25 protein-coding genes and 1 pseudogene are annotated in these 26,863 nt (G+C 60.1%); 15 read left to right on the forward strand and 11 right to left on the reverse strand.

Annotation, left to right across the window (positions count from 1 at the left end; all coding sequences use genetic code 11):
- Positions 1-22: 22 nt before the first annotated feature.
- Entirely contained in the window at positions 23-427 is a 405-nt protein-coding gene (panM, locus tag ACEN83_RS00840) for an aspartate 1-decarboxylase autocleavage activator PanM (RefSeq protein WP_495579256.1), read from the reverse strand.
- Positions 428-652: 225 nt separating this feature from the next.
- On the opposite strand from panM, the pseudogene ACEN83_RS00845 reads away from it, so the two are divergent.
- The 7 genes and pseudogenes from ACEN83_RS00845 to ACEN83_RS00875 all read left to right on the forward strand — a co-directional run bounded on the left by ACEN83_RS00845 (position 653) and on the right by ACEN83_RS00875 (position 6,472).
- Positions 653-2,307: pseudogene (locus ACEN83_RS00845) on the forward strand (OFA family MFS transporter).
- Positions 2,308-2,535: 228 nt separating this feature from the next.
- Complete coding sequence (hisB, locus tag ACEN83_RS00850; protein WP_003186751.1) at positions 2,536-3,129, forward strand: imidazoleglycerol-phosphate dehydratase HisB; 594 nt, start codon at positions 2,536-2,538, stop codon at positions 3,127-3,129.
- Positions 3,129-3,767, forward strand: a complete 639-nt coding sequence (gene hisH, locus ACEN83_RS00855) for an imidazole glycerol phosphate synthase subunit HisH (RefSeq protein WP_007972757.1) — start codon at positions 3,129-3,131, stop codon at positions 3,765-3,767. The genes hisB and hisH overlap by 1 nt, the downstream gene beginning before the upstream one ends.
- The gene (locus tag ACEN83_RS00860) at positions 3,768-4,028 is read left to right on the forward strand and encodes a DUF2164 domain-containing protein (RefSeq protein ID WP_095964564.1); all 261 of its coding nucleotides are present in this window, start codon (positions 3,768-3,770) and stop codon (positions 4,026-4,028) included.
- A 92-nt stretch (positions 4,029-4,120) separates the two neighbouring features.
- On the forward strand, positions 4,121-4,858 hold the full coding sequence (gene hisA, locus ACEN83_RS00865) for a 1-(5-phosphoribosyl)-5-[(5-phosphoribosylamino)methylideneamino]imidazole-4-carboxamide isomerase (RefSeq protein WP_007972753.1): 738 nt from the start codon (positions 4,121-4,123) through the stop codon (positions 4,856-4,858).
- 9 nt (positions 4,859-4,867) lie between these two features.
- Positions 4,868-5,638 carry an imidazole glycerol phosphate synthase subunit HisF gene (gene hisF, locus ACEN83_RS00870; protein ID WP_007972752.1) on the forward strand — a complete coding sequence of 257 codons (771 nt, stop codon included), beginning with the start codon at positions 4,868-4,870 and terminating at the stop codon, positions 5,636-5,638.
- A gap of 78 nt (positions 5,639-5,716) precedes the next feature.
- On the forward strand, positions 5,717-6,472 hold the full coding sequence (locus ACEN83_RS00875) for a substrate-binding periplasmic protein (RefSeq protein ID WP_495579257.1): 756 nt from the start codon (positions 5,717-5,719) through the stop codon (positions 6,470-6,472).
- A 125-nt stretch (positions 6,473-6,597) separates the two neighbouring features.
- Here the strand turns inward: ACEN83_RS00875 and ACEN83_RS00880 are convergent, their stop codons facing one another.
- The 4 genes from ACEN83_RS00880 to gpmI all read right to left on the reverse strand — a co-directional run bounded on the left by ACEN83_RS00880 (position 6,598) and on the right by gpmI (position 11,790).
- Positions 6,598-7,374: a divergent polysaccharide deacetylase family protein gene (locus tag ACEN83_RS00880; RefSeq protein WP_116580823.1), complete on the reverse strand. Its 777-nt coding sequence runs from the start codon at positions 7,372-7,374 to the stop codon at positions 6,598-6,600.
- Positions 7,375-7,376: 2 nt separating this feature from the next.
- Positions 7,377-8,693 carry a S41 family peptidase gene (locus ACEN83_RS00885; RefSeq protein ID WP_495579258.1) on the reverse strand — a complete coding sequence of 439 codons (1,317 nt, stop codon included), beginning with the start codon at positions 8,691-8,693 and terminating at the stop codon, positions 7,377-7,379.
- 31 nt (positions 8,694-8,724) lie between these two features.
- Positions 8,725-10,020 (reverse strand): murein hydrolase activator EnvC family protein, encoded by a 1,296-nt coding sequence (locus ACEN83_RS00890; RefSeq protein WP_033047655.1) that lies wholly within the window; start codon positions 10,018-10,020, stop codon positions 8,725-8,727.
- A 240-nt stretch (positions 10,021-10,260) separates the two neighbouring features.
- A complete protein-coding gene (gene gpmI / locus ACEN83_RS00895) occupies positions 10,261-11,790 on the reverse strand; it encodes a 2,3-bisphosphoglycerate-independent phosphoglycerate mutase (protein ID WP_495579259.1) in 1,530 nt (509 codons plus the stop codon).
- 152 nt (positions 11,791-11,942) lie between these two features.
- Between gpmI and ACEN83_RS00900 the strand changes: the two genes are divergently transcribed.
- The 3 genes from ACEN83_RS00900 to secB are packed head-to-tail and all read left to right on the forward strand — an operon-like array spanning position 11,943 to position 13,154.
- The gene (locus ACEN83_RS00900; RefSeq protein ID WP_007972742.1) at positions 11,943-12,356 is read left to right on the forward strand and encodes a rhodanese-like domain-containing protein; all 414 of its coding nucleotides are present in this window, start codon (positions 11,943-11,945) and stop codon (positions 12,354-12,356) included.
- Position 12,357: 1 nt separating this feature from the next.
- Positions 12,358-12,612, forward strand: a complete 255-nt coding sequence (grxC, locus tag ACEN83_RS00905) for a glutaredoxin 3 (protein ID WP_007972741.1) — start codon at positions 12,358-12,360, stop codon at positions 12,610-12,612.
- A gap of 56 nt (positions 12,613-12,668) precedes the next feature.
- The gene (gene secB / locus ACEN83_RS00910) at positions 12,669-13,154 is read left to right on the forward strand and encodes a protein-export chaperone SecB (RefSeq protein ID WP_007972740.1); all 486 of its coding nucleotides are present in this window, start codon (positions 12,669-12,671) and stop codon (positions 13,152-13,154) included.
- Positions 13,155-13,328: 174 nt separating this feature from the next.
- On the opposite strand, the gene ACEN83_RS00915 is transcribed toward secB, so the two are convergent.
- Positions 13,329-13,784: a tRNA (cytidine(34)-2'-O)-methyltransferase gene (locus tag ACEN83_RS00915; RefSeq protein ID WP_015093085.1), complete on the reverse strand. Its 456-nt coding sequence runs from the start codon at positions 13,782-13,784 to the stop codon at positions 13,329-13,331.
- Here ACEN83_RS00915 and ACEN83_RS00920 point away from each other — a divergent pair.
- Entirely contained in the window at positions 13,783-14,223 is a 441-nt protein-coding gene (locus ACEN83_RS00920; protein WP_495579260.1) for a hypothetical protein, read from the forward strand. The two genes, ACEN83_RS00915 and ACEN83_RS00920, sit on opposite strands and share 2 nt — an antisense overlap.
- Positions 14,224-14,749: 526 nt before the next feature.
- Here the strand turns inward: ACEN83_RS00920 and ntrC are convergent.
- Complete coding sequence (gene ntrC, locus ACEN83_RS00925; RefSeq protein ID WP_008002922.1) at positions 14,750-16,186, reverse strand: nitrogen regulation protein NR(I); 1,437 nt, start codon at positions 16,184-16,186, stop codon at positions 14,750-14,752.
- Positions 16,183-17,268, reverse strand: a complete 1,086-nt coding sequence (gene glnL / locus ACEN83_RS00930; RefSeq protein WP_095964571.1) for a nitrogen regulation protein NR(II) — start codon at positions 17,266-17,268, stop codon at positions 16,183-16,185. The genes ntrC and glnL overlap by 4 nt, the downstream gene beginning before the upstream one ends.
- A gap of 23 nt (positions 17,269-17,291) precedes the next feature.
- Here glnL and ACEN83_RS00935 point away from each other — a divergent pair, with 23 nt between their 5' ends.
- On the forward strand, positions 17,292-17,450 hold the full coding sequence (locus tag ACEN83_RS00935) for a hypothetical protein (protein ID WP_495579261.1): 159 nt from the start codon (positions 17,292-17,294) through the stop codon (positions 17,448-17,450).
- A gap of 125 nt (positions 17,451-17,575) precedes the next feature.
- On the opposite strand, the gene ACEN83_RS00940 is transcribed toward ACEN83_RS00935, so the two are convergent.
- Positions 17,576-18,091 (reverse strand): DUF4124 domain-containing protein, encoded by a 516-nt coding sequence (locus tag ACEN83_RS00940; protein WP_495579262.1) that lies wholly within the window; start codon positions 18,089-18,091, stop codon positions 17,576-17,578.
- 297 nt (positions 18,092-18,388) lie between these two features.
- Positions 18,389-19,795, reverse strand: a complete 1,407-nt coding sequence (gene glnA, locus ACEN83_RS00945; protein ID WP_007970634.1) for a glutamate--ammonia ligase — start codon at positions 19,793-19,795, stop codon at positions 18,389-18,391.
- A 328-nt stretch (positions 19,796-20,123) separates the two neighbouring features.
- On the opposite strand from glnA, the gene thiI reads away from it, so the two are divergent.
- Complete coding sequence (thiI, locus tag ACEN83_RS00950) at positions 20,124-21,578, forward strand: tRNA uracil 4-sulfurtransferase ThiI (protein WP_495579263.1); 1,455 nt, start codon at positions 20,124-20,126, stop codon at positions 21,576-21,578.
- Positions 21,579-21,717: 139 nt separating this feature from the next.
- On the forward strand, positions 21,718-23,538 hold the full coding sequence (gene typA / locus ACEN83_RS00955) for a translational GTPase TypA (RefSeq protein WP_007970631.1): 1,821 nt from the start codon (positions 21,718-21,720) through the stop codon (positions 23,536-23,538).
- A gap of 164 nt (positions 23,539-23,702) precedes the next feature.
- Here the strand turns inward: typA and ACEN83_RS00960 are convergent, their stop codons facing one another.
- Positions 23,703-24,143, reverse strand: a complete 441-nt coding sequence (locus ACEN83_RS00960) for a YkgJ family cysteine cluster protein (protein WP_495579264.1) — start codon at positions 24,141-24,143, stop codon at positions 23,703-23,705.
- 255 nt (positions 24,144-24,398) lie between these two features.
- Between ACEN83_RS00960 and ACEN83_RS00965 the strand changes: the two genes are divergently transcribed.
- Positions 24,399-26,849, forward strand: coding sequence for a glycogen/starch/alpha-glucan phosphorylase (locus ACEN83_RS00965; RefSeq protein ID WP_116580814.1), 2,451 nt, complete (start codon positions 24,399-24,401; stop codon positions 26,847-26,849).
- Positions 26,850-26,863 lie beyond the last annotated feature (14 nt).

Raw genomic sequence — 26,863 nt, forward strand, 5'->3', positions numbered from 1 at the left:
GGAACGGACGACCGGTCAGCGATCACTCCGGCAGCACATCCAGCGGCAGTTTCAGCTTGGCGGCCAGCGCCTGCGCCTCCAGGTGCCCGGCAGGCGCCAGCAGGCGTAGCGTCATGCCCGATTGAGCGGCCATTTTTTGCGCTTCGGCCACCAGTCGCTCGGCAACACCACGGCGACGGGTAATTTTTCGCACACATATTTGTGACAAATGCCAGGCGTCTTGGTGCCTTTGCAAGCGGGCCGCGCCCAGCAGGCGATCGTTGAAGCGTCCGGCGAGCAGTGTGCCGTCGCGCAAGCAGTCCTCGATCAGCTGCGCTTCGCCGGAAAACGGGGCGAACAACCAGTCTGGAGCGTCGCGGTAGATCTTCTGCAGATCCTGCCGATCCTGGGACGTGGCTTGGTTGAGCGGCTCGACAATGATCGGCATGGTGATTCCTGTGGGGTCATGAAGCTATGGAGATCAGACGACGTACAAAAGGTGATGTCAGTTTGGTTTTTCCGTTACTGGCAGATGGTAACCTTTGCCCGTTCGCCCGTCCTTCTGCGACCTGTTGTCGCACAACAACGCGCTCCAGCAAAAAACGGTCATGTCTGCGTGCATAAAGGCCGGGAGCGTGGCTGGCGAACCCTACTAATAATTGGGGGAATTACAATGACCACGAGCATCACGGCGGACGGCCTCGGCGCCGACCAGCCCGCGTTCCTGTCCAAGGAGCGGATCATCGCCAAGCCCGGCTTCAACCGTTGGCTGGTGCCGCCGGCCGCGCTGGCCATCCACTTGTGCATCGGCATGGCCTACGGCTTTTCGGTGTTCTGGTTGCCGCTGTCCAAGGCGCTGGGCATCACGGCGCCAGTGGCTTGCGCACCGGACACGGGTTTTATCGCACAGGTCTTTTCGTCCCAGTGTGACTGGCCGATCTCGATGCTCGGCTGGATCTACACCCTGTTCTTCATCTTCCTGGGTTGCTCGGCCGCCATCTGGGGTGGCTGGCTGGGCCACGCAAGGCAGGGGTTGTATCGGCGCTGTGCTGGTGCGGCGGTCTGCTGATTTCGGCGCTGGGCGTGTATACCCACCAGATCTGGCTGATGTGGATCGGCTCCGGGGTCATTGGTGGTATCGGCCTGGGCCTGGGCTACATTTCGCCGGTCTCGACCCTGATCAAGTGGTTCCCGGACAAGCGCGGCATGGCCACCGGCATGGCGATCATGGGCTTCGGCGGTGGTGCGATGGTCGGTGCTCCGCTGGCGGCGGCGCTGATGGGGCATTTCGCTTCGCCCACCAGCGTCGGCGTGTGGCAGAGCTTCCTGGTCATGGCCGCGATCTACTTCGTGTTCATGATCGGTGGCGCGCTGTCCTACCGCGTTCCGCCAACCGGCTGGAAGCCTGAAGGCTGGACCGCCCCGGCGAAAAAAGCCTCCAACGCGATGATTACTCATCGTCATGTTCACGTGAATGTAGCCTGGAAGACCCCGCAGTTCCGTCTGGTGTGGCTGGTGCTGTGCCTGAACGTATCGGCCGGTATCGGCATCCTCGGCATGGCGTCGCCGCTGCTGCAGGAGGTGTTCGGTGGCAAGTTGCTGGGCAATGACCTGGCGTTCGGCCAACTCGACGCTTCGCAACTGGCTTCGATCGCCGCCATCGCGGCCGGTTTCACCGGTTTGCTGAGCCTGTTCAACATCGGCGGACGTTTCTTCTGGGCTTCGTTCTCGGATTACCTGGGTCGCAAAAACACCTACTTCGTGTTTTTCGCCTTGGGCTTTGCCCTGTACGGGCTGATTCCGAACCTCGGTCACCTGGGCAGCATCGCGCTGTTCGTGGCGGCGTTCTGCGTCATCCTTTCGATGTACGGCGGTGGTTTCGCGACTGTTCCGGCGTATCTGGCGGACCTGTTCGGTACGCAAATGGTCGGTGCGATTCACGGTCGTCTGCTGACGGCGTGGGCGGCTGCCGGCGTGCTCGGTCCCGTGCTGGTGAACTACCTGCGTGAGTATCAGTTGAGCATCGGTGTCGAGCGTGCAGCCGCGTACGACATCACGCTGTACATCCTCGCCGGCCTGCTGGTGCTGGGTTTCCTGTGCAATCTGCTGGTGCGCCCGGTGGCCGACAAGTACTTCATGACCGACGCCGAACTGGCCGCCGAACAGGCGCTGGGCCATGACAAAGGCGCTGACAGCAGCACCGTGCTGGAGTGGAAAGCCGCGCCTGGCACCAAGCCGCTGGCAGTGGCGGCGTGGCTGGTGGTGGGCATTCCGTTGGCGTGGGGTGTGTGGGTGACCTTGCAGAAAACGGCGGTGCTGTTCCACTAAGAGTATTGGCTCATGCCATAAAAGATCGCAGCCTTCGGCAGCTCCTACAGGTGTACACATATCCCTGTAGGAGCTGCCGGAGGCTGCGATCTTTTGCTTGTCATGACAGGTACACCCCCGGCTGCATTGGATTCACTCCGTCAGCCATATCACCTCTGATGTTTCTGTTTGGCGCCCGCACGCCTATAATGGCTGCCTTTTTCGCCCAATGATTTTGCGGAGCTGGTGATGGCCGAACGTAAGGCGTCTGTCGAGCGCGACACTCTGGAAACCCAGATCAAAGCCTCGATCAACCTCGATGGCACCGGAAAGGCCCGATTCGATATCGGTGTACCTTTTCTTGAGCACATGCTGGACCAGATCGCCCGTCACGGGCTGATCGACCTGGATATTGTCAGCAAGGGCGACCTGCATATCGATGACCACCACACCGTGGAAGACGTCGGTATCACTCTCGGCCAGGCCTTCACCAAAGCCATCGGCGACAAGAAAGGCATCCGTCGCTACGGTCACGCCTACGTGCCGCTCGATGAAGCGCTGTCGCGCGTGGTGATCGATTTCTCCGGCCGTCCAGGCCTGCAGATGCATGTTCCCTACACCCGTGCCACCGTCGGTGGCTTCGACGTTGACCTGTTCCAGGAATTCTTCCAGGGCTTCGTCAACCACGCCAACGTCACCTTGCACATCGACAATCTGCGTGGGCACAACACCCACCACCAGATCGAAACCGTGTTCAAGGCTTTCGGTCGCGCCCTGCGCATGGCCGTCGAACTCGATGACCGCATGGCCGGGCAAATGCCTTCGACCAAGGGCGTCCTGTAATGCAGACAGTCGCGGTTATCGATTACGGCATGGGCAACCTGCACTCGGTGGCCAAGGCCCTCGAGCACGTCGGTGCCGGCAAGGTGCTGATCACCAGCGATGCCAACGTGATTCGCGAAGCCGACCGGGTGGTTTTCCCTGGCGTTGGCGCGATTCGCGATTGCATGGCGGAGATCCGTCGCCTCGGTTTCGATTCGCTGGTGCGTGAAGTCAGCCAGGACCGTCCGTTCCTCGGCATCTGTGTAGGCATGCAAGCCTTGCTCGACACCAGCGAAGAGAACGATGGCGTCGACTGCATCGGCCTGTTCCCGGGCGCGGTGAAGTTCTTCGGCAAGGATCTGGTCGAAGACGGCGAACACCTGAAAGTCCCGCACATGGGCTGGAACGAAGTGAAGCAGAAGGTCAGTCACCCGCTGTGGCACGACATTCCGGACCTGGCGCGTTTCTACTTCGTGCACAGCTACTACATCGCCGCCGCCAACGCGCGGCAGGTGGTGGGTGGCGGTCACTACGGTGTCGATTTCGCTGCGGCGCTGGCCGAAGGCTCGCGTTTCGCCGTGCAGTTCCACCCGGAGAAAAGCCATACCCATGGCCTGCAGTTGCTGCAGAACTTCGCTGCGTGGGACGGTCGCTGGTAAATGGCCGTCAAGAAGAAACCGCCGATTCTGACCCTCACTCCCGAGCAGGAGAGCGAGGCCAATCGCAAGATCAAGCGTTTCATGGAAGACCGCTTCGAACTCGACCTCGGCTCGTTCGAGGCGGCGGAGATTCTTGAGCTGTTTACCCGTGAAATTGCTCCGCACTATTACAACAGGGCGATTTTCGATGTGCAGGCGCACCTCAAAGAGAGGTTCGAAAGCATCGAAAGCGACCTGTGGGCGCTCGAAAAGAGCAGCTGAAAGCTACAAGCTTCAAGCTGCAAGAATTAGTACGCGTGCCTGCTTGCAGCTTATAGCTTGCAGCTTGCAGCTCTTTTGACGAAGGAAAAAGCATGCTCATTATTCCCGCTATCGATCTTAAAGACGGTGCCTGTGTTCGTCTGCGCCAGGGCCGCATGGAAGATTCCACAGTGTTCTCCGATGACCCGGTGAGCATGGCTGCCAAGTGGGTAGAGGGCGGTTGCCGCCGTCTGCATCTGGTCGACCTGAACGGCGCCTTCGAAGGCCAGCCGGTCAACGGTGAAGTGGTCACCGCCATCGCCAAGCGTTATCCGAACCTGCCGATCCAGATCGGCGGCGGTATCCGCTCCCTGGAAACCATTGAGCACTACGTGAAAGCGGGCGTCAGCTACGTGATCATCGGCACCAAGGCTGTGAAAGATCCGGCCTTCGTTGCCGAAGCCTGCCGCGCGTTCCCGGGCAAGGTGATTGTCGGTCTGGACGCGAAGGACGGCTTCGTCGCCACCGACGGCTGGGCTGAAATCAGCACCATTCAGGTCATCGACCTGGCCAAGCAGTTCGAAGCCGACGGCGTTTCCGCGATCGTTTATACCGACATCGCCAAAGACGGCATGATGCAGGGCTGCAACGTACCGTTCACCGCTGCGCTGGCTGCTGCCACGAAGATCCCGGTGATCGCTTCCGGCGGTATCCACAACCTGGGCGACATCAAGACCCTGCTCGACGCCAAGGCGCCGGGCATCATCGGCGCAATCACCGGCCGTGCGATTTACGAAGGCACCCTCGATGTCGCCGAAGCGCAAGCTTTCTGCGATTCGTACAAAGGCTGAGGACTGATCATGGCGCTGGCCAAACGCATCATCCCTTGCCTGGACGTGGACAACGGCCGGGTGGTCAAGGGTGTGAAATTCGAAAACATCCGCGACGCCGGCGACCCGGTGGAAATCGCCCGTCGCTATGACGAGCAGGGCGCCGACGAGATTACCTTTCTCGACATCACCGCCAGCGTCGATGGCCGCGACACCACGCTGCACACCGTCGAGCGCATGGCCAGCCAGGTGTTCATCCCGCTCACGGTGGGCGGTGGCGTACGCACCGTGCAGGACATCCGCAACCTGCTCAATGCCGGCGCGGACAAGGTTTCGATCAACACTGCAGCGGTGTTCAACCCTGAGTTCGTCGGCGAAGCCGCGCAGCATTTCGGTTCGCAATGCATCGTGGTCGCGATCGACGCGAAGAAGGTTTCCGGACCTGGCGAAACCCCGCGCTGGGAAATCTTCACCCATGGCGGTCGCAAGCCAACTGGCCTCGACGCCGTTGAGTGGGCAAAGAAAATGGAAGGCCTGGGTGCCGGTGAGATCCTGCTGACCAGCATGGACCAGGACGGCATGAAAAACGGTTTCGACCTGGGCGTCACCCGCGCCATCAGCGATGCGCTGGGCATTCCGGTGATCGCTTCCGGCGGCGTCGGCAACCTGCAACACCTGGCCGACGGCATTATCGAAGGTCATGCCAGCGCGGTTCTGGCGGCGAGTATTTTCCACTTCGGCGAATACACCGTGCAGGAAGCCAAGGCTTATATGGCCCATCGCGGAATTGTGATGCGCTGAATAAACCAATGCAGGCCAGTGGACATCATGGCGTGCCCAAGGCACTCTTGGGTACGCCATGGATTTCGGTAGCCAGACATGCTTAAACGCTTTCTTCTCGTCCTTGCCAGCGCTTCTCTGTTGTTCATCAACGGAGCACACGCAAAAGACAGCCCCGATACCGACATGGTGTTGCTGACTGAAAACTTCCCGCCCTACAACATGGCGAAGAATGGCAAGAACTTCGCTCAGGACGAGAACATCGATGGCATCGCCACCGATATCGTCCGCGAGATATTCAAGCGCGCCAACATTACCTACAGCCTGACGCTGCGTTTCCCTTGGGAGCGAATCTACAAACTCACCCTGGAAAAACCCGGCTATGGCGTGTTCGTCATGGCGCGGTTGCCGGATCGCGAGAAGCTGTTCAAATGGGTCGGCCCAATCGGCCCGGACGACTGGATCATGCTGGCCAAGGCTGACAGCAAGATCACCCTCGAAACCTTGAATGACGCGCGCAAGTACAAGATCGGCGCCTACAAGGGCGACGCGATTGCCGAGACGCTGGCCAAGCAGGGGCTCAATCCGATTGTTGTACTGCGCGATCAGGACAACGCGAAAAAACTGGTCAACGGGCAGATCGAGCTGTGGGCCACCGGTGACCCGGCCGGGCGCTACCTGGCGCGTCAGGAAGGGGTCAACGGGTTGAAAACCGTACTGCGTTTCAACAGTGCCGAGCTGTACCTGGCACTGAACAAGGACGTGCCCGACGAGACGGTGGCCAAGCTCCAGGCGGCGCTGGACCAGATGCGCAAGGAAGGCAAGGTCGACGAGATCATGGCGCGGTACCTCTAACACCCAGTGCTCAAATGTGGGAGCGGGCTTGCTCGCGAAGGCGTCGTGTCAGTCGATATTAATGGCGTCTGGCAAGCCGCCTTCGCGAGCAAGCCCGCTCCCACAGGGGTTCTGCGGTGTAGCTACTAGCGGTACACCCCATCCTTCCCATGCGCCGCAGTCGCCCGATTCCCGCGCACACTGATCATCTGCCGGATATCAATCCACTCAATGCCCTGAGCCTTCAGCTTCGGCAACTCCCGCTCCAGCACCGCGAGCGTCTGTGGATATGGATGCCCGATCATCACCGCCGAACCCTGCTTGCGCGCGAGGCTGATCGCTGACTGCAACTGGCTGAAGATCGCTGCTTCGGTGCGTTCATCGTCGAGAAACACATCCCGCGAAACGCTGGCCAGGCCGATCTTCTGCGCTTCGGCCGCGGCTACGGTCTGGGCGCTGGTGCGGCTGTCGACGAAGAATTTGTGCCGTTGTTGCAAGTCTGCCATCAACCAGGCCATGGCCGCGGGTTGTGCGGTCATGCGGCTGCCCATGTGATTGTTGATGCCGCTGGTGTACGGGACCCTTTTGAACGCAGCGTTCAGGCGCTTTTCCAGCTCTTCGACAGGCAATTCCGGATGCCAGGCGAACGGTCCGGTGGCCGGATCCATGGGCATGTGCAGAATGACGATCTTGCCAGCGCGATGGGCTTCGCGGGCGAATTCGGTGGCGTGAGGCGTGTCGGGCATGATCGCCGTGGTCACCGGGCCGGGCAGCGCCAACACGCGGCGATCCCGGGGCAGGTTCTGCCCCAGGTCATCGATGATCAGCGTCAGGTAGGCTTTTTGCGGGGTGGTCGAGGCGGGCGTTGCGTGAACAACACCCGCCAGACAGCAAAGCAGACCGAGAATGTACCGCAGGCGCATCCTCAACGGCCGGACGTGATGCTCAGCCCTTTGAGCAGGCTCAGGGCCTGGGCCAGTTGGTAATCATCGTCCTGTGGCATCGGCTTGGCCTTGCTGGAGCCGGACGGTTTGTCCGCACCGCCGTTGCCGTTGCCCAGGTGACCCTGCAAGTCGGCTTCCTTGAAGTAGTCGTTGTCCTGCTCGCTGGTGATCTTGGCCTTGCGCACTTCGATGTCCGGGACGATGCCCTGGGCCTGGATGGAGCGGCCGTTCGGCGTGTAATACAGCGCCGTGGTGATCTTCAATGCGCGGTCATTGTTCAGCGGCAGCACGGTTTGCACCGAGCCCTTGCCGAAACTGGTGGTGCCCATCACCACGGCGCGTTTCTGGTCCTGCAGGGCGCCGGCGACAATTTCCGAAGCCGAGGCGCTGCCGCCGTTGATCAGCACGACCATTGGCACGGCTTCGCTTTCGTCCTTGCCGGTGGCAGAGAAACGCAGCTCGGAGTTGGCGATGCGGCCCTTGGTGTAGACGATCAGGCCTTTGGTGATGAAGTGGTCGACCACTTCCACCGCCGCCTGCAACACACCGCCCGGATTGTTGCGCAGGTCGAGGATGATGCCGTTGAGCTTCTTGCCGTTCTCCTTGCGCAGCTTGGCCAGCGCCTTGGAAACCTCTTCACCGGTCTTGACCTGGAACTGGGTGATGCGGATGTAGCCGTAGCCCGATTCCAGCAGCTGGCTCTTCACGCTCTTGACCTGGATGACGGCGCGGGACAGGGTCACGTCGAACGGCGTGCCGCCGTCGCGCACCAGGGTCAGGGTGATTTTCTGGCCGATCTTGCCGCGCATCTTGTCGACGGCTTCGGTCATGCTCTGGCCGCGGGTGGGCTGGCCGTTGATCTTGACGATGAAGTCGCCGGCCTGAATACCGGCCTTGGAAGCCGGGGTGTCGTCAATCGGCGACACCACCTTGATGAAGCCGTCTTCGGCGCCGACTTCGATGCCCAGGCCGCCGAATTCGCCGCTGGTGCTTTCCTGCAACTCGGCGAAATCTTCAGGGCCGAGGTAAGCCGAATGGGGGTCGAGGTTGCTGAGCATGCCCTTGATGGCGTTTTCCAGCAGGGTCTTGTCGTCCACCGGTTCGACATAAGCGGCCTTGATCCGGTCCATCACCTCGGCAAAGGTGCGCAACTCATCCAGCGGCAGTGGCGCCTTGGTGGTCGCAGCAGTGCCCGCAGGCGCAACCGCCGGGGCTGGTTGAGCGGCAAACGCCAGAGGCGCGCCGATCACCAGGGCGATCGTCAGGGCCAGCGAGGTAAGGCGGGACAAATGCAGCATGTCGAACGAACTCCTGAATTAGGTAACGCGCTTATCCTTGCGCGCGGCACCATTGCGCCGGATCACTCGGGTGACCCTGCTGACGAATAGCAAAATACAGCGCTGGCGTGTCCTGCCCGCCACTGTTGCCGACAGTGGAGATGGACTCGCCGGCTTTAACCACATCACCCGCAGACTTGAGCAGCGTCTGGTTGTGACCATAAAGACTCAAAAAACCGTTGCCGTGGTCGAGGATCACCAGCAACCCGGCGCCTCGCAGCCAGTCGGCAAACACTACGCGACCACCATGCACCGCATGCACGGTGCTGCCGGCAGACGCGCCGATCATCACGCCATCCCACTTGGTCCGGGCATCGTCGCCACGGCTTTCACCGTAGCGCGCCAGCAGTCGACCATCGACAGGCCAGGGAAGTTTGCCGCGGGTTGACGCAAACGGGCCACCAAAGGTCTCGCCGGAACTGGAAACCAGTGCGCCGGGAGTCGACTTGACCGGTTTGCGTGGGGCATCGTCGCTGGCATCTGCCTGCGCCTGGGCCTCACGTAAACGCTTTTTTTCGGCTTCCTGCTGGGCAATCAGCGCTTTCTGTCGCGCTTCTTCTGCCTCACGGGCCTGGCGGGCCAGGGTTTCTTCAATGGTTTTAAGGACTTTAGACAGGTCTGCCTGATCCTGCTCGCGCGCCGCCAGTTTCTGATCGCGAGCCTTTACGTCGTCATTGAGCTTGGCCAGGACTTGCTGGCGCTCCTTGCGGACTTTCTCGAGCTCGTCACGCTGGGTGTCGAGGCTGCTTTGCTGCACCAGCAGTTGCGCCTGCTGCATGGCGATGTCTTTCTCGACATTGGACAGTTGGCGCAGGGTTTCGTTGAAATTCTTCAACTGCTCCAGGCGAGCCTGGCTCAGGTAGTCGTAATAGGTGAGGGTACGGGCGAATCTTTCCGGATTCTGCTGGTTGAGCAGCAGCTTGAGGTATTCCTGGCGACCGTTCTGGTAGGCCGCCCGGGCCTGAATGGCGATCAGTCGTTGCTGTTCAATGCGCGCGCTCTGGAGTTTTTTTTTCTCTGCATCGAGTCGCTGCAACTCGGCTTCGCTTTTCTTCAGCTCTTTTTGCAGGGCTTCGACCTGCTTCTCGAGCTTGCCCATTTCGGTTTCGGTGCCCTTGAGCTCTTTCTGCACGCCGGATTTTTCTTCCTGCAGCTTGCCCAGCAGCTTCTTCAGCTCGGCAATGTCCTGACGCGTGGCGTCCAACTGTTGTTGGGTATCTGCGCGCTCGTCAGCAAAGGCCGGTTGGAGCAGGCAAGTCAGAGCTAGGGCTATCAGGACGCGAAGCATAGGGGCGGGCGGCACCAGGGAAAGGGACGGCCTAGTATGCCCGCCATGGGCGGCAAAAAAAATGCCCATTTCTGACTGTGTGATGACTGGAGCGAAGTTGCCCCTGAAAACACCCCAAAACCAATGTGGGAGCGGGCTTGCTCGCGAAAGCGGTGTGTCAGGCAACTTTAATGTCGACTGGCACAATGCCTTCGCGAGCAAGCCCGCTCCCACAGGGTTTGTGGCGTTTTGGAGATCTGATCAGACCAGAATCGAAGTCCCGGTCATTTCCGCCGGTTGCTCAAGGCCCAGCAGCTTCAGCATGGTCGGTGCCACGTCCGCCAGCACGCCGCCTTCGCGGACCTTCAGGTCGCGCTTGCCGACATAGATGAACGGCACCGGCTCGGTGGTGTGTGCAGTGTGCGCCTGGCCAGTGGTTTCATCGGACATTTGCTCGACGTTGCCATGGTCGGCGGTGATCAAGGCTTCGCCACCGACTTTTTCCAGGGCATCGACGATGCGGCCCACACACTGGTCAAGGCATTCGACGGCCTTGACCGCCGCTTCGAACACGCCGCTGTGGCCGACCATGTCGCCGTTGGCGTAGTTGACCACGATCACGTCGTAACGCTGGTTTTCGATGGCGTCGACGATGCGGTCGGTGACTTCCGGCGCACTCATTTCCGGCTGCAAGTCATAGGTGGCGACTTTCGGCGACGGAATCAGGATGCGTTCTTCGCCCGGGAACGGTTCTTCGCGACCGCCGGAGAAGAAGAAGGTCACGTGGGCGTATTTTTCGGTTTCGGCGATGCGCAGCTGGGTCTTGCCGTTTTTCGCCAGGTAGTCGCCCAGCACGTTTTCCAGGCTGCCGGCAGCGAAGGCCGATGGAGCAGGGATGCTCGCGGCGTATTGGGTCAGCATGACGAAACCGGCCAGTTTCGGCTGGCGGGCACGCTCGAACTCAGTGAAGTTGTCTTCGACGAACACGCGAGTCAGCTCGCGGGCGCGGTCGGCGCGGAAGTTCATGAACACCACGGCATCGCCGTCTTCGACTTTTACCGGCTCACCGATGGAGGTGGCTTTGACGAATTCGTCGCTCTCGCCGCGCTCGTAGGCTGCCTGCAGGCCTTCCTGGGCGGTGGCGGCGTTGAATTCGCCCTGGCCATCGACAATCAGGTTGTAGGCCTGGGACACACGGTCCCAACGGTTGTCGCGGTCCATGGCGTAGTAACGGCCGATCAGGCTTGCGATCCGGCCTTTGCCCAGGGCCTGGAAGGTCGCGTCGAGCAGTTCGATGGAGGACTCAGCGCTTTTCGGTGGCGTGTCGCGGCCATCGAGGAAGGCGTGCAGGTAGATGTCTTGAGCGCCGCGCTTGAAGGCCAGTTCGGCCATGGCGACCAGGTGGTCCTGGTGGCTATGCACGCCGCCGTCGGACAGCAGGCCCATGAAATGCACGGCTTTGCCGGCGGCGACGGCTTTATCCACGGCGGCGCAGATGGTTGGGTTCTCGAAGAACTCGCCGTCGCGGATCGATTTGGTGACGCGAGTGAAGTCCTGATACACCACGCGACCGGCGCCGAGGTTCATGTGACCGACTTCGGAGTTGCCCATCTGGCCATCCGGAAGGCCGACGTCCATGCCACTGCCCGAGATCAGGCCGTTCGGCACGGTGGCCCACAGGCGGTCCAGTACAGGCTTCTTCGCCGCGAAAATGGCGTTGGATTCGGGGTTGTCGCTGTGACCGAAGCCGTCGAGAATCATCAGGACCAAAGGTTTAGGCGTGGTAGTCATGGAATTCGCTCTGGCTCAAGTAAAAAGGGGCGATGGAAAAGGGAGTCGCAGTTTAAAGCGAAGTTCCGGCCACGTCACCGCCGGACGGGGTTTGGCCCACCATAGTGGCTGTGTATACTGGCCGACATTTTAACGCCCTGGAACCTCCTTCGATGGTTGCTCACCTGATTGAATTCGCCACTAACCACTACATTCTCGTCGGTATCTTCGTCGTACTGCTGGCGTTGCTGATTGCCTATCAAATGCAGGGCGGCGGCCGTAGCCTGAGCACTGGCGAACTGACCGGCCTGGTCAACAAGGACGCAGGCGTGGTGATCGACATTCGTCCAACCAAGGATTTCGCCGCCGGTCACATTGTCGGCGCGCTTAACATTCCCCAGGACAAACTGATCGCCCGCGTTGGCGAGCTGGAAAAGCACAAGGCCAAGACCATCATCCTGGTCGATGCCATGGGCCAGACCGCCGGCACTCACGCCCGCGAATTGATGAAATCCGGCTTCACCGCCGCCAAGCTGTCCGGCGGTATCTCCAGCTGGAAAGCCGACAATCTGCCGCTGGTGAAGTGATATGAGCAACGTCGTCGTCTATTCCAGCGATTACTGCCCTTACTGCTCGCGAGCCAAATACCTGCTCGAGAACAAAGGCGTGGCCTTCGAAGAGATCAAGGTCGATGGCAAGCCGCAGGTGCGCGCCGCGATGGCCCAGAAGGCCGGACGTACGTCCGTGCCGCAAATCTGGATCGGCAGCACCCACGTGGGCGGTTGTGATGATTTGTTCGCCCTGGAGCGCGCCGGCAAGCTCGACGCGCTGCTCAGGGCCTGACGGCAATACCCCAAACAAGCAAACCTAAAAGAACCCTGGATCAAGAAGGATCTGCGATGACTGACCAACAGAACACTGCTGCGAACGAAGAAGAAACTGCACCGCAATTCTCCTTGCAGCGCATTTATGTGCGTGACCTGTCCTTCGAAGCTCCAAAAAGCCCGGCGATCTTCCGCCAGCAGTGGGAGCCGAGCGTCGCCCTGGATCTGAACACCCGTCAAAAGACACTGGAGTCGGACTTCCACGAAGTCGTGCTGACCCTGTCGGTTACCGTGAAAAACGGTGACGAAGTGGCGTTCATCGCTGAAGTGCAGCAGGCCGGTATCTTCCTGATCAAGAACCTGGACGATGCTTCGATGAGCCACACCCTGGGTGCGTTCTGCCCGAACATCCTGTTCCCGTACGCTCGCGAAACCCTGGACAGCCTGGTGACCCGCGGTTCGTTCCCGGCACTGATGCTGGCCCCGGTGAACTTCGATGCGCTGTACGCACAAGAGCTGCAACGCATGCAGGCTGCCGGCGAGACGCCGACCGTTCAATAAAAGCTTCGTTTGCTCCATGAAAAAAGCGCCTCTGAAGGCGCTTTTTTCATGGAGCAAACGAAACCGCTGGATGCCTGCCCCCTGTAGGAGCTGCCGAAGGCTGCGATCTTTTGATCTTAAAAATCAAGATCAAAAGATCGCAGCCTTCGGCAGCTCCTACATTGGGTCGTGGTGTTACTTGAAGTCGTTCTGGCGCCAGGCTTCGTACACGGCCACCGCCACGGTGTTCGACAGGTTCAGGCTGCGGCAGCCTTCGCGCATCGGCAGGCGCAGGCGTTGCTCAGGGGGCAGGGCGTCCAGGACCTCGGCGGGCAAACCCCGGCTTTCCGGGCCGAACAGGAACGCATCGCCTGGGGCGAAGCTGGCATCGTGGAATGGCCGCGAGCCCTTGGTGGTGAAGGCGAACAGCCGTGGATGACCGAGGCTTTCCAGGCAGCTGGCGAGGTCGGCGTGACGTTGCAGGGTGGCATACTCGTGGTAGTCGAGGCCGGCGCGGCGCAGGCGCTTGTCGTCCATCTCGAAGCCCAGCGGCTCGATCAAATGCAGGTGGCAGCCACTGTTGGCGCACAGCCTGATAACGTTGCCGGTATTCGGCGGAATTTCTGGTTGGAAAAGGATGACGTGAAACATGCACGGCTCCGAAGGTAAAGATGACGCGCATTCTACGCCGCAAGCAGGCGTGCGTTCGAAACTATTCCTGCAGGTGATGGGCTCGCTGGCGATTGTCGGGATGATGATCGGTCTGATGATCGGTCGCCTGACCACGCCAGACCCGAGTCAGCTGCAGCAGGTTGAGGTGACGGGCGACGGGCTGGTGGTGTGGTTCAACAACGAACCCAAGGTCCATGGCGAAATCGTCGACGGCAGTGTCGCGCTGCTGTTTGGCGCCGAGGGCCAGGTGCAGAAAGGCCAGCTCAAGCTTGGCGGCAAGGATGTGAACTGGCGGGTACGTTTGAGCGAAGGAGGGTTGCTGCTGACGTTGGTGGCGGCCCGGCCACTGCAGGGCGAGTGGGCCGGTAGCGAGGTCGATGACCGCTGGCGGCTGGAGATCCATCTCCGGGAGCAATAAAAGAGGGAATCCCCGGCCTGCCTGTACCAAGGTTCCCGAAACGGGAGGCTCGTCGCGAGTGCGGTGTGAGCCTGGTGTAAAGAAGGAACCCCTGACCTGCCTGTATCAAGGGCCCCAAAACGGCTGGGCTCGTCGCGGCTGCGCTGTGAGCCCGGTGTAAAGAGGGGAATCCCCGGCCTGCCTGTACCAAGGTCCCCGAAACCGAGTCGGTGATCTGAATCACTTGAAAAGGTTATTGCAGGGGGCGTGCCAGGTTTTAACAAGTTGAAACAGAAACCCGCGTATAAACGTCGAAAGCCCCGTAATCCGGGGCTTTCGTGTTTTTTCGATAGGGGTTCGATTGTGAACGCACGCAGGGTTTCGGATCGGTTGCCGTGCGCGATTGCGGTTCACGGTGCATCCAGTCGGTGCACGCCGGGTAAAAAAGATCGCAGCCTTCGGCAGCTCCTACAGGGTCTTGCGTACGCCTGTAGGAGCTGCCGAAGGCTGCGATCTTTTCGCCGACGACTAAATACCGAAGCCGAACTTAACCTTCATCCCCCTCATCATCGTCCCCACCATCCACCTTCATCCCCAACTCCTTGATCTTGCGCGTCAGGGTATTACGCCCCCAACCCAGCAAGACGGCGGCATCGCGGCGGCGACCGGCGGTGTGTTTGAGGGCGGTCTCGATCATGATCCGCTCGAAGGCCGGCACGGCGCTGTCGAGCAGGCTCGATTGACCACGGGCCAGCGCCTGGTCGGCCCATTGGCGCAGGGCTTGCTCCCAGTTGGTGACCGGTGCCGAATCCTGCGGCAGGCTCAGCAGCTCCGGCGGCAGGTCGCCGATGTGCACTTCGCGACCCGAAGCCATCACCGTGATCCAGCGGCAGGTGTTCTCCAGTTGGCGCACGTTGCCCGGCCACGGCAGGTTCTTCAGGTATTCCTCGGTTTCGCTTTTCAGCAGCTTGGGCTCGACTGCTAGCTCCTGGGCTGCGCGGCTGAGGAAGTGCTTGGCCAGGGTCGGGATGTCTTCGCGACGATCCGACAGGCGCGGGATATGGATGCGGATCACGTTGAGGCGATGGAACAAGTCCTCGCGGAATTTCCCGGCGTGCACCAGGGTTTCCAGGTTCTGGTGAGTCGCGGCAATGATGCGCACATCGACCTTCACCGGCACATGACCGCCGACGCGGTAAAACTCGCCATCGGCCAGCACCCGCAGCAAACGGGTCTGGGTATCGGCCGGCATGTCGCCGATTTCATCGAGGAACAGCGTGCCGCCGTCCGCCTGTTCAAAGCGCCCGCGACGCAGGTTGGCCGCGCCGGTGAACGCGCCTTTTTCGTGGCCGAACAGTTCGGATTCCATCAGGTCCTTGGGGATCGCCGCCATGTTCAACGCGATGAATGGCGAAGCGGCGCGCGGGCTGTGACGGTGCAGGGCGTGGGCCACCAGCTCTTTACCGGTACCGGACTCGCCGTTGATCAGCACGGTGATGTTGGAGTGGCTCAGGCGGCCGATGGCGCGAAACACCTCCTGCATCGCCGGCGCCTCGCCGATGATTTCCGGGGTGCGGGTCAGCGCCGGGGCGACTTCCAGGCCCTGCTGCTCCTGGGCGTGCTGGTTGGCGCGCTTGACCAGGGAAACCGCTTCGTCGACATCGAACGGCTTGGGCAGGTATTCGAAGGCGCCGCCCTGATAGGACGCGACAGCGCTGTCCAGATCGGAATGAGCGGTCATGATGATGACCGGCAGCCGTGGATGCTGCTCGCGAATCCGCGCCAGAAGGTCCAGGCCGCTGGCACCGGGCATGCGGATGTCGGAAATGATCACGTCCGGTTGCTGGCGTGCCAGGCGGCTCATCACGCCATCGGCGCTGTCGAAGCTTTGCGTGGTCATGCCTTCCTGTTGCAAGGCTTTTTCCAGGACCCAACGGATAGAACGGTCGTCATCGACGATCCACACGGTTTCACTACGGCTCATGTCGATGGGGCTCCTTGTTCCAGTGGCAGAAAGATCGAGAAGGTGGTGTGGCCGGGGTGGCTGTCACATTCGATCAGGCCCTGGTGCTGGCTGATGATGTTCTGGGTAATGGCCAGGCCGAGCCCGGTACCGTCGGGGCGACCGCTGACCATGGGAAAGAAGATGGTTTCCTGAAGTTCCGCAGGGATGCCCGGACCGTTGTCGATGATCTCGATCTTGGTCACCAGGCGATGGCGCACATGGCCGATGGTGAACTGGCGCATGGTACGGGTGCGCAGGCTGATCCGGCCCAGGCGCAGCTCGTTCTGGCTGCTGATGGCCTGCATCGCGTTGCGCACGATGTTCAGTACTGCCTGGATCATCTGTTCGCGGTCGATCAATACGTCGGGAATGCTTGGGTCGTAGTCGCGCACCAGGGTGATGCAACCCTGGCTTTCGGCTTCCACCAGTTGGCAGACGCGCTCCAGCACTTCGTGGACATTGCACAGGGCCAGTGACGGCAGCTTGTTGGAGCCGAGCATGCGATCGACCAGGTTACGCAGGCGGTCGGCTTCTTCGATGATGACGTTGGTGTAGTCGCGCAGGCTTTCTTCCGGCAGTTCCCGGGCCAGCAATTGCGCCGCGCCACGAATCCCGCCCAAGGGGTTCTTGATTTCATGGGCGAGCCCGCGCACCAGCATCTTGCTGGTCTCCTGCTTGGAAAGCTGTGCTTCTTCCTTGGTGATTCGCAGCAAACGGTCACGCGGGTGGACTTCCAGCAGCAACATCGTGTCGCCATTGCTCAGAATCGGCGTTACCGCGTAGTCGACGGTCAGGGTCTGGCCGGTCAGGGCGGTGAGCATGGCTTCGCGCTTGGTGAACGGGTGGGCCTGTTCGACAGCCTGGCGCAAGGAGTTCAGCGCTTCAGTCGATTCGGTAAACAGTTCACTGATGAACTGCCCATGGCTGCGCTGGCCGCTGATGGCCAGCAGCATCTCCGCCGCCGGGTTCATGTACTCGAGGCGTAGTTCGGCATCGAGCAGAATGGTGGCGGTGGTGAGGTTGTCGAGTAGCAAACGGTGGAGTGCGTCGCTAATGGTCATCGGGACCTCTTTTGGGGCGGAGCATGCGCAAGAAACAAGCGTTGATACAGGGAAAATGCAAAAACCAAACCAAGGCTCCGAAAAGAAGCGCCAAAGGCCTGAAACGGGCGTATGAAGCTCGCTTGCTTGGCGTTCTGCCGGCGTTCACGGGTAATTTCGAACCAAAATGGGTTGGAATGTGAGTACGGTGCAAGCAGTTGCACCAATATAGTGCGCAAACCTGAATGAGGTTAGAAAAGTCGCAGGAAAGGGGTTTTTCGTGCCGACATAAGCAGTGCGATGAAGCCGGCAATCAACAGCCAGGCCTTCAGCGTGTGTGCACTCGTTGCAAGGTGAAGGTTGCGGTAGGGCTCTGCTGCACAACGTTTTCGCCATCGATCACTTGCACGGCGAGGCGATGCTCGCCGCGATCGATATTCACCAGTTGCAGGATGGGCACGTTGACTGGTTGGCCGTAGGGTTGATCGTCCAGCAGCAGGCGCAGCAGGTGGGGGGCTTGCAGGCGCGGCTTGATCAGTACGTTTATCGTGAAGGTGCCATTGTTGGCGCGCAGAGCTTCGGTATTGGGCAGGCCGGTCAGCTCCAGCACTTCATAGGGCTTTTGGGGCTGCTCATTTCGGGCGGCTTCAGTAACAGGCATGGCTTCGCCGGTAGGCTGGCGCTCAATGCTGTTGAGGGGCGGCAAGTGGACCGGTTGGGCGCTGGTGCCGTCAGGCGGTTGATTGCTGTACGCAGTGGCGCCGTTGGCGTCTGTGTATTTGTAGATCTGCGCCATGGCGGGCAGGGCGATCAGCAGCAGGATGAACAGAAAACCACGACCCATGGAATCGACCGGAAGCGAAAGCGTTGGGTTGCAGCATAGGTCAGGCGGTATGTTTGAACCAGGCCGCTAAACATCTGGGTATGGTTTGCGAGATATTCCAAGGCGCTACAAATCCCGGTGGGAGCGGGCTTGCTCGCGAAAGCGGTCTGTCTGATAAGCAGATGTTGAGTGTACTGACGCCTTCGCGGGCAAGCCCGCTCCCACAGGGATGTGCGTCAGCCGTTGAATCGCTGGCAATAAAAAAGGCCTCCCGAAGGAGGCCTCTTTTGTCACGCCGCGTGCAGCAGCGCTACCGGATCAGCAGCTGTAGTACAGCTCGTATTCCAGTGGGTGTACGAAGGTACGTACCTTGATTTCTTCTTCGCTTTTCAGGGCGATGTAAGCGTCGATGAAGTCATCGCTGAAAACGCCGCCTTTGGTCAGGAACGCACGACCTTTGTCCAGCTCTTCCAGGGCTTCCTTCAGGCTGCCGCAAACTTGTGGAATCTCTTTCGCCTCTTCAGGCGGCAGGTCGTACAGGTTTTTGTCAGCCGCGTCGCCAGGGTGGATCTTGTTCTGGATGCCGTCCAGGCCAGCCATCAACAGTGCGGCGAAGCACAGGTACGGGTTGGCAGCCGGATCTGGGAAGCGTGCTTCGATACGGCGGGCTTTCGGGCTCGACACGTAAGGAATACGGATCGAAGCGGAACGGTTGCGAGCCGAGTAGGCCAGCATCACTGGTGCTTCGAAGCCTGGAACCAGACGCTTGTAGGAGTTGGTCGCCGGGTTGGTGAAGCCGTTCAGGGCCTTACCGTGCTTGATGATGCCGCCGATGAAGTACAGGGCGGTGTCGGACAGGCCGGCATAGCCTTCGCCTGCGAAGGTGTTCTTGCCATCTTTCCAGATGGACATGTGCACGTGCATGCCCGAGCCGTTGTCGCCGTACAGCGGCTTAGGCATGAAGGTCGCGGTGCGGCCGTAGGCATCGGCAACGTTGTGCACGACGTACTTCAGGGTTTGGGTTTCGTCGGCTTTCTTCACCAGAGTGTTGAACTTGACGCCGATTTCGTTCTGGCCGGCAGTTGCCACTTCGTGGTGGTGAACTTCGACGGTCAGGCCCATTTCTTCCAGTGCGTTGCACATGGAGGTACGGATTTCGTGGTCGTGGTCGAACGGTGGAACCGGGAAGTAGCCGCCTTTGACGCCTGGACGGTGGCCCTTGTTGCCGCCTTCGATGTCCTGGTCGGACATCCAGGAACCTTGTTCGGAGTAGATCTTGAACATGGAACCGGAAATGTCGGACTTGAACTTCACCTGGTCAAAGATGAAGAACTCTGGCTCTGGACCTGCGAATACGGTGTCACCGATACCGGTGGCTTTCAGGTGCTCTTCGGCGCGCTTGGCGATCGCACGTGGGTCGCGGTCGTAGCCTTGCATGCTCGAAGGCTCGATGATGTCGCAGACCAGGATCAGGGTCGGTTCTTCGGTGAACGGATCGAGAACGGCGGTGGAGTCGTCCGGCATCAGGATCATGTCGGAGGCTTCGATGCCTTTCCAGCCAGCGATGGAGGAACCGTCGAACATTTTGCCGACTTCGAAGAAGTCGTCATCCAGCGCATCGCGAGCCGGCATGGTCACGTGGTGCTGAGTGCCTTTGGTGTCCGTGAAGCGCAGATCAATCCATTTGACGTCATGATCTTTGATGAGTTGAACCGACTTCGACATAGTGTCCTCCGGGTGGCTTCGGGCTAGTAGTGGATGCCCTTAAATGTGGGTGATGCCGGCGCGAATACTCTGCCAAGGCAACCTGCCTCACAAGGGAGCAAATTGCATGCCAGTGCCCCAGCATGGGTTTTTTGCCCCAAAAACACGCTTATCAGCCATTAATGCGCTTCAAAGGCGAAAATACCGCCCCGTAATGTGGCGTCAAAATGAATAAGTGACCCGTTTTGGTGCGTGCAAAACCTTCTGCACATTAACTGGTTAAACCTTGAGCAATTTCCGCTATAATCCGCGCCCCCCTTTTTCGGCAGGCCCTGCGCGCGCTGTTTCCATGAAATTAATCGTAAAAGTCTTCCCTGAGATCACCATCAAGAGCCGCCCGGTACGGATGCGTTTCATCCGCCAATTGGCCAAGAACATCCGTGCCGTGCTCCGCGATCTGGACCCGGCTGTGGTGGTGAACGGCGTGTGGGACAACCTCGAGCTGGAAACCCGCGTCAGCGACCCCAAGGCCCTGAAGGAGATGGGCGAGCGCCTGAGCTGCATGCCCGGCGTCGCGCACTTCCTGCAGATCGACGAGTACCCGCTGGGCGATTTCGACGACATCGTTGAGAAGTGCAAGCAGCACTACGGCGATGCACTGGCCGGCAAGATCTTCTCGGTGCGCTGCAAGCGTGCCGGCAAGCACCCGTTCAGCTCGATCGATATCGAGAAATATGTCGGCAGCCAGTTGCGCCGTCAGTGTGGTGCCGCCGGGATCGACCTGAAAAAGCCTGAAATCGAAGTCCGCATTGAAGTTCGCGACCAACGGTTGTTCGTGATCCACAGCCAGCACAACGGCATCGGCGGATATCCGCTGGGCGCCCTGGAGCAGACGCTGGTGCTGATGTCCGGTGGCTTCGACTCCACCGTGGCGGCCTACCAGATCATGCGCCGCGGCCTGATGGCGCATTTCTGCTTCTTCAACCTGGGCGGACGTGCCCACGAACTGGGCGTCATGGAAGTCGCGCATTTCATCTGGAAGAAGTACGGCAGCTCCCAACGCGTGCTATTTGTCAGTGTGCCGTTCGAGGAAGTGCTGGGCGAAATTCTCGGCAAAGTCGATAACAGTCATATGGGCGTAGTATTGAAGCGTATGATGTTGCGCGCTTCGTCCCGGATTGCCGATCGACTGCACATCGAGGCCCTCGTCACCGGTGAGGCGATCTCCCAGGTGTCGAGCCAGACGTTGCCGAACCTGTCGGTGATCGATTGCGTGACCGACAAGCTGGTCTTGCGTCCACTGATCGTCGCGCACAAGCAGGACATCATCGACACGGCCAACGAGATCGGCACCGCCGATTTCGCCCGGCACATGCCGGAATACTGCGGCGTCATCTCGGTCAATCCGAAGACCGCGGCCAAGCGCTATCGCGTCGAGCACGAAGAGAAAGAATTCGATATGGCGGTGCTCGAGCGTGCGCTCGAAAACGCCAAGCTGGTGCCGATCGATCGCGTGATCGACGAATTGGGCCAGGACTTGCAGATTGAAGAAGTCAGCGAAGCGCTGGCCGGTCAGATCGTCATCGATATCCGTCACCCGGATGCCGCTGAAGACGACCCGCTGGAACTCGCTGGCGTCGAGGTACAAACGATGCCGTTTTATGCAGTGAACGCTCGTTTCAAGGAACTGGACCCTACTCGCCAGTACCTGCTGTATTGCGACAAAGGCGTGATGAGTCGCCTGCATGCCCACCATTTGCTCAGTGAGGGGCATGCCAATGTGCGCGTTTATCGACCGAGCTAAGTGCCCGGGGCTGTTTGCCTGTGGCCTGCGTCACCGGCCCCCCGACGCCACCGTCAAGCTGTAACGGCTTTCACGGACGCTACTGTTAATCGCTGCCAAGACTTGTCAGCACACCGAATCCTCTGATCGAGATACACAAGTGATCGAAAATCTACGCAACATCGCCATCATTGCCCACGTTGACCATGGTAAAACCACCCTGGTAGACAAACTCCTGCGTCAATCCGGCACCCTGGAGCGCAACGAGCTCAACGACGAGCGCGTGATGGACTCCAACGACCAGGAAAAAGAGCGCGGTATTACCATTCTGGCGAAAAACACCGCCATCAACTGGAACGGCTACCACATCAACATCGTGGACACCCCGGGCCACGCCGACTTCGGCGGCGAAGTTGAACGCGTAATGTCGATGGTCGACTCCGTTCTGCTGCTGGTTGACGCTCAAGACGGCCCTATGCCGCAAACCCGTTTCGTGACCAAGAAGGCTTTCGAAGCCGGCCTGCGTCCGATCGTGTGCATCAACAAGGTTGACCGTCCAGGCGCGCGTCCGGACTGGGTTCTGGACCAGATCTTCGATCTGTTCGACAACCTGGGCGCCACCGAAGAACAGCTGGACTTCAAAGTCGTCTACGCCTCGGCCCTGAACGGTATTGCCGGTCTGGACCACACCGAAATGGCTGAAGACATGACCCCGCTGTACCAGTCGATCGTCGACAACGTACCTGCGCCGAAAGTCGACCGTGACGGTCCGTTCCAGATGCAGATCTCCGCACTGGACTACAACAGCTTCCTGGGTGTTATCGGCGTTGGCCGTATCGCTCGCGGTCGCGTCAAGCCGAACACCCCGGTTGTGGCTATCGGCGCCGACGGCAAGAAGCGTAACGGTCGTATCCTGAAGCTGATGGGTCACCACGGTCTGCACCGTGTAGACGTTGAAGAAGCGGCTGCAGGCGACATCGTGTGCATCAGCGGTATGGACTCGCTGTTCATCTCCGACACCCTGTGCCACCCGGACACCGTTGAAGCGATGAAGCCGTTGACCGTCGACGAGCCAACCGTTTCCATGACCTTCCAGGTAAACGACTCGCCATTCTGCGGTAAAGAAGGCAAGTTCGTGACTTCCCGTAACATCAAGGAACGTCTGGACAAAGAGCTGCTGTACAACGTTGCACTGCGCGTTGAAGAAGGCGACTCGGCTGACAAGTTCAAGGTTTCCGGCCGTGGCGAACTGCACCTCTCGGTACTGATCGAAACCATGCGTCGCGAAGGCTTCGAAATGGCTGTAGGCCGTCCGGAAGTGATCATCCGTCTGGTTGACGGCGTGAAGCACGAACCGTTCGAAAACGTCACCATCGACCTGCCGGAAGAATCCCAGGGCAAGGTGATGGAAGAGATGGGCCTGCGTAAGGGCGACCTGACCAACATGGTGCCGGATGGCAAGGGCCGTGTACGTCTGGAATACAACATCCCTGCTCGTGGTCTGATCGGTTTCCGTAACCAGTTCCTGACCCTGACCAACGGCGCTGGCATCCTGACCTCGATCTTCGACCGTTACGACGTGATGAAGTCCGGCGACATGTCCGGCCGTCAGAACGGCGTTCTGGTTTCGGTTGAAACCGGCAAGGCGCTGACCTACTCCCTGGAAACCCTGCAGGCGCGTGGCAAGCTGTTCGTAGAACACGGTCAGGAAATCTACAACGGTCAGATCGTTGGTCTGAACAGCCGTGACAACGACCTGGGCGTCAACCCTACCAAGGGCAAGAAGCTCGACAACATGCGTGCTTCGGGTAAAGACGAAACCATCGCCCTGGTTCCACCTGTTCGCTTCACCCTGGAACAGGCTCTGGAATTCATCCAGGACGACGAGCTGTGTGAAGTGACGCCTAAGTCCATCCGTCTTCGCAAGAAGATCCTGGACGAAAGCGAGCGTACCCGCGCTGCCAAGAAAGCCAAGGCATAAGATTTAGCCCCGGCTGAACGAAAACGCCCCCGGTCGAAAGGCCGGGGGCGTTTTTGTTTGTGTGGGATGTAAAGATCAAAAGATCGCAGCCTTCGGCAGCTCCTACAAAGGCTCGGTCGTGCGCGTCTCTGTAGGAGCTGCCGAAGGCTGCGATCTTTTCAGGTTTAAAACTTTTCTAAAGTCCGACGGCTGCTGGTTTCACGCTCCACTTCCTTGGGCTTGTACGCGCAATACCCCGGCCGCGGGCCGATTTTCGGGTGATTGCGGCAAGTATCCGGGCGCTTATCATAAATAGTGCACAGACGGCTCTTACGATCCAGATACAGGCAATCGTTGTTGCTCATGCGCTGGAGGGTAAAGATTCCCGACTTCTGGTTGAAACGCTCGACCAGACCTTCCTTTTGCAGGCGCTTGGCGATGTTCTTCGGTGGATCGCCCAGCTCGAACTCGTCGACCACGCCGATACGGATCAGGTCCTTGATCTTGACCTCGACGGGCAGGGTGCAGCAGCTGGACATGCACGAGCCGCACATCGGGGCAGAGTACTTGGCCCAGGTATCGAGGCGGTCGATCTCTGCGGCAGCGATCAGGTTCGGCTTCATCATCGTTTGTTACCAGCGTGTGCATCAGGGCGCGCGATCATACCGGGACTGGTGGATTTTTGAACAACCTTTCGCCAGATTTTTTCACTGCCGGCCAATAAACCGCTAACCCGGCACGGCCCCTGCATTGAATCAGGTACTCGACAATGTATTGCCGACCCGATTCGCACTTACAGGAAAAACTGCCGAACCAGAGCCTCTACCGCCTGTCAGACCGTCTAGGCTCAGACAACTCCAAGCTCGCTCGAGGTCCTATCGATGACTCAAGAACCACTTGTTCGCGAAGCAGAGGTGGCCGCATTCCGCGACGCCGTCTTGACCAAGCTCACTTATGCAGTGGGTAAAGACCCGGATCACGCCTTCGACCATGACTGGTTCGAAGCCATCGCCCTGGCCGCGCGGGATCACATGGTCGAGCACTGGATGGACCACACGCGGCAGATCTACCGCAAAGGCCAGAAGCGCGTTTATTACCTTTCCCTCGAATTCCTCATCGGCCGGCTGCTGTTCGACAGCCTGAGCAACCTCGGCCTGCTCGACGTGGCGCGTGAAGCCCTGACCGAACTCGGCGTCGACCTTGAGCGCATCCGTCTGCTGGAGCCTGACGCGGCCCTGGGCAACGGCGGCCTCGGGCGTCTGGCGGCGTGTTTCCTGGAAAGCATGTCGACCCTCGGCATCGCCGGTCATGGTTACGGCATCCGCTATGAGCACGGGTTGTTCCGCCAGGCGATTGTCGATGGCTGGCAGCAGGAGCAGACCGAGCACTGGCTGGATTTCGGTAACCCCTGGGAGTTCGAGCGGCCGGAAGTGGTCTACACCATCGGTTTCGGCGGCAGTGTCGAGACTCTGACCGACGACACCGGCAAGTCCCGACAAGTCTGGTCCCCGGCGGAAACCGTGCGGGCGATTGCCTACGACACGCCGGTGGTCGGCTGGCGCGGGGCGAGCGTCAACACATTGCGCCTGTGGCGCGCCCGGGCCATGGAAGATCTGCACCTGGAGCGTTTCAACGCCGGCGACCACTTGGGCGCCGTGGCTGAAGTGGCCCGGGCCGAGAGTATCTCCCGGGTGCTGTACCCGGCGGACAGCACCGAGGCCGGCCAGGAGTTGCGCCTGCGCCAGGAGTATTTCTTCGTCGCCGCCTCGTTGCAGGATCTGTTGCGCCGCCATCGCAACATGCACACCTCGGTGCTGACCCTGGGCGATCACGCCTCGATCCAGCTCAACGACACCCACCCCTCGATTGCCGTGGCTGAACTGATGCGGCAACTGGTCGACGTCTATGACGTGGCATGGGATGCAGCGTGGCAGGTCACCGTCGATACACTGTCCTACACCAACCACACTTTGTTGCCCGAAGCGCTGGAAACCTGGCCGGTCGGCTTGATGGAGCGCATGTTGCCGCGGCACATGCAGATCATTTACCTGATCAACGCCCACCATATCGACTCCCTGCGGGCCAAAGGCATCCACGACTTCGACGTGCTGCGCGCGGTGTCGCTGATCGAGGAAGACAACGGTCGTCGGGTGCGCATGGGCAACCTGGCGTTTCTCGGCTCCCACAGCGTCAACGGCGTGTCCGGTTTGCACACGCAACTGATGCGCAAGACAGTGTTCTCCGAACTGCACAAGCTGTACCCGGAGCGAATCAACAACAAGACCAATGGCATTACCTTCCGCCGCTGGCTGTACCAGGCCAACCCCGAGCTGACCTCGATGCTGGTCGATGCCCTGGGCCCCGAGGTACTGGACAACCCGGAAGAGCGTTTGCTCGCCCTCGAGCCGTTCGCCGAGAAAAGCGCGTTCCGCAAGGCATTCGCCGAGCAACGCCTGCACAGCAAGAAAGCCCTGGCGTACCTGATTCATGAGCGCTTGGGCGTGGCGGTCAACCCGGCGGCGATGTTCGACGTGCAGGTCAAGCGTATCCACGAATACAAACGCCAGTTGCTCAACCTGATGCACACCGTGGCGTTGTACCAGGCGATCCGCGCCGAACCTGAAATCGACTGGGTACCACGGGTGAAAATCTTCGCCGGCAAGGCAGCCGCGAGTTATCACCAGGCCAAACTGATCATCAAGCTGACCAACGACATCGCCCGGGTGGTGAACAACGACCCGACCGTGCGCGGCTTGCTCAAAGTGGTGTTCCTGCCCAACTACAACGTCAGCCTGGCGGAGAGCATCATTCCGGCGGCGGATTTGTCCGAGCAGATTTCCACCGCCGGTTTCGAAGCGTCAGGCACCAGCAACATGAAGTTCGGCCTGAACGGCGCGCTGACCATCGGCACCCTGGACGGGGCCAACGTGGAAATGTGCGACCGCATCGGTGCCGAGCACATGTTCATCTTCGGCCTCAGCGCGCAGCAGGTGGAGGCGCGCAAGCAGAACCATGAGTTCAGCGCCGTACCGGACATCGCCGCGTCCCATCGCCTGAGCGATGTGCTGCAAGCGATTCGTGGCGGGGTGTTCTCGCCGGATGATCCGTCCCGTTACACCGGGTTGATCGATTCGCTGGTGGATTACGACCGCTTCCTGGTCTGTGCCGACTTCGATTCCTACTGGCACGCGCAGATGCGTGTCGAAGCCCATTGGCACGACTCGAAGGAGTGGTGGCGTTCAGCGGTGTTGAACACGGCGCGGATGGGCTGGTTCTCGTCGGACCGGACCATTCGCGAGTACGCCACGGAAATCTGGAAGGCGCTGGAGTAAGTCTTCAGGCGGGT

Source organism: Pseudomonas sp. Pseusp49, assembly GCF_059491875.1.

Bases quoted from the DNA above. Each gene is read 5' to 3' on its own strand.
- hisB (WP_003186751.1), top strand. From the start codon at position 2,536: ATGGCCGAACGTAAGGCGTCTGTCGAGCGCGACACTCTGGAAACCCAG.
- hisF (WP_007972752.1), top strand. From the start codon at position 4,868: ATGGCGCTGGCCAAACGCATCATCCCTTGCCTGGACGTGGACAACGGC.
- ACEN83_RS00940 (WP_495579262.1), bottom strand. From the start codon at position 18,091: ATGGGTCGTGGTTTTCTGTTCATCCTGCTGCTGATCGCCCTGCCCGCC.
- ACEN83_RS00860 (WP_095964564.1), top strand. From the start codon at position 3,768: ATGGCCGTCAAGAAGAAACCGCCGATTCTGACCCTCACTCCCGAGCAG.
- hisH (WP_007972757.1), top strand. From the start codon at position 3,129: ATGCAGACAGTCGCGGTTATCGATTACGGCATGGGCAACCTGCACTCG.
- ACEN83_RS00960 (WP_495579264.1), bottom strand. From the start codon at position 24,143: ATGATGAAGCCGAACCTGATCGCTGCCGCAGAGATCGACCGCCTCGAT.
- hisA (WP_007972753.1), top strand. From the start codon at position 4,121: ATGCTCATTATTCCCGCTATCGATCTTAAAGACGGTGCCTGTGTTCGT.
- ACEN83_RS00935 (WP_495579261.1), top strand. From the start codon at position 17,292: ATGCGCAAGAAACAAGCGTTGATACAGGGAAAATGCAAAAACCAAACC.
- ACEN83_RS00890 (WP_033047655.1), bottom strand. From the start codon at position 10,020: ATGCTTCGCGTCCTGATAGCCCTAGCTCTGACTTGCCTGCTCCAACCG.
- ACEN83_RS00965 (WP_116580814.1), top strand. From the start codon at position 24,399: ATGACTCAAGAACCACTTGTTCGCGAAGCAGAGGTGGCCGCATTCCGC.
- ACEN83_RS00875 (WP_495579257.1), top strand. From the start codon at position 5,717: ATGCTTAAACGCTTTCTTCTCGTCCTTGCCAGCGCTTCTCTGTTGTTC.
- ntrC (WP_008002922.1), bottom strand. From the start codon at position 16,186: ATGAGCCGTAGTGAAACCGTGTGGATCGTCGATGACGACCGTTCTATC.
- gpmI (WP_495579259.1), bottom strand. From the start codon at position 11,790: ATGACTACCACGCCTAAACCTTTGGTCCTGATGATTCTCGACGGCTTC.
- grxC (WP_007972741.1), top strand. From the start codon at position 12,358: ATGAGCAACGTCGTCGTCTATTCCAGCGATTACTGCCCTTACTGCTCG.
- ACEN83_RS00880 (WP_116580823.1), bottom strand. From the start codon at position 7,374: ATGCGCCTGCGGTACATTCTCGGTCTGCTTTGCTGTCTGGCGGGTGTT.
- panM (WP_495579256.1), bottom strand. From the start codon at position 427: ATGCCGATCATTGTCGAGCCGCTCAACCAAGCCACGTCCCAGGATCGG.
- thiI (WP_495579263.1), top strand. From the start codon at position 20,124: ATGAAATTAATCGTAAAAGTCTTCCCTGAGATCACCATCAAGAGCCGC.
- secB (WP_007972740.1), top strand. From the start codon at position 12,669: ATGACTGACCAACAGAACACTGCTGCGAACGAAGAAGAAACTGCACCG.
- glnA (WP_007970634.1), bottom strand. From the start codon at position 19,795: ATGTCGAAGTCGGTTCAACTCATCAAAGATCATGACGTCAAATGGATT.
- ACEN83_RS00920 (WP_495579260.1), top strand. From the start codon at position 13,783: ATGCACGGCTCCGAAGGTAAAGATGACGCGCATTCTACGCCGCAAGCA.
- ACEN83_RS00900 (WP_007972742.1), top strand. From the start codon at position 11,943: ATGGTTGCTCACCTGATTGAATTCGCCACTAACCACTACATTCTCGTC.
- glnL (WP_095964571.1), bottom strand. From the start codon at position 17,268: ATGACCATTAGCGACGCACTCCACCGTTTGCTACTCGACAACCTCACC.
- ACEN83_RS00915 (WP_015093085.1), bottom strand. From the start codon at position 13,784: ATGTTTCACGTCATCCTTTTCCAACCAGAAATTCCGCCGAATACCGGC.
- ACEN83_RS00885 (WP_495579258.1), bottom strand. From the start codon at position 8,693: ATGCTGCATTTGTCCCGCCTTACCTCGCTGGCCCTGACGATCGCCCTG.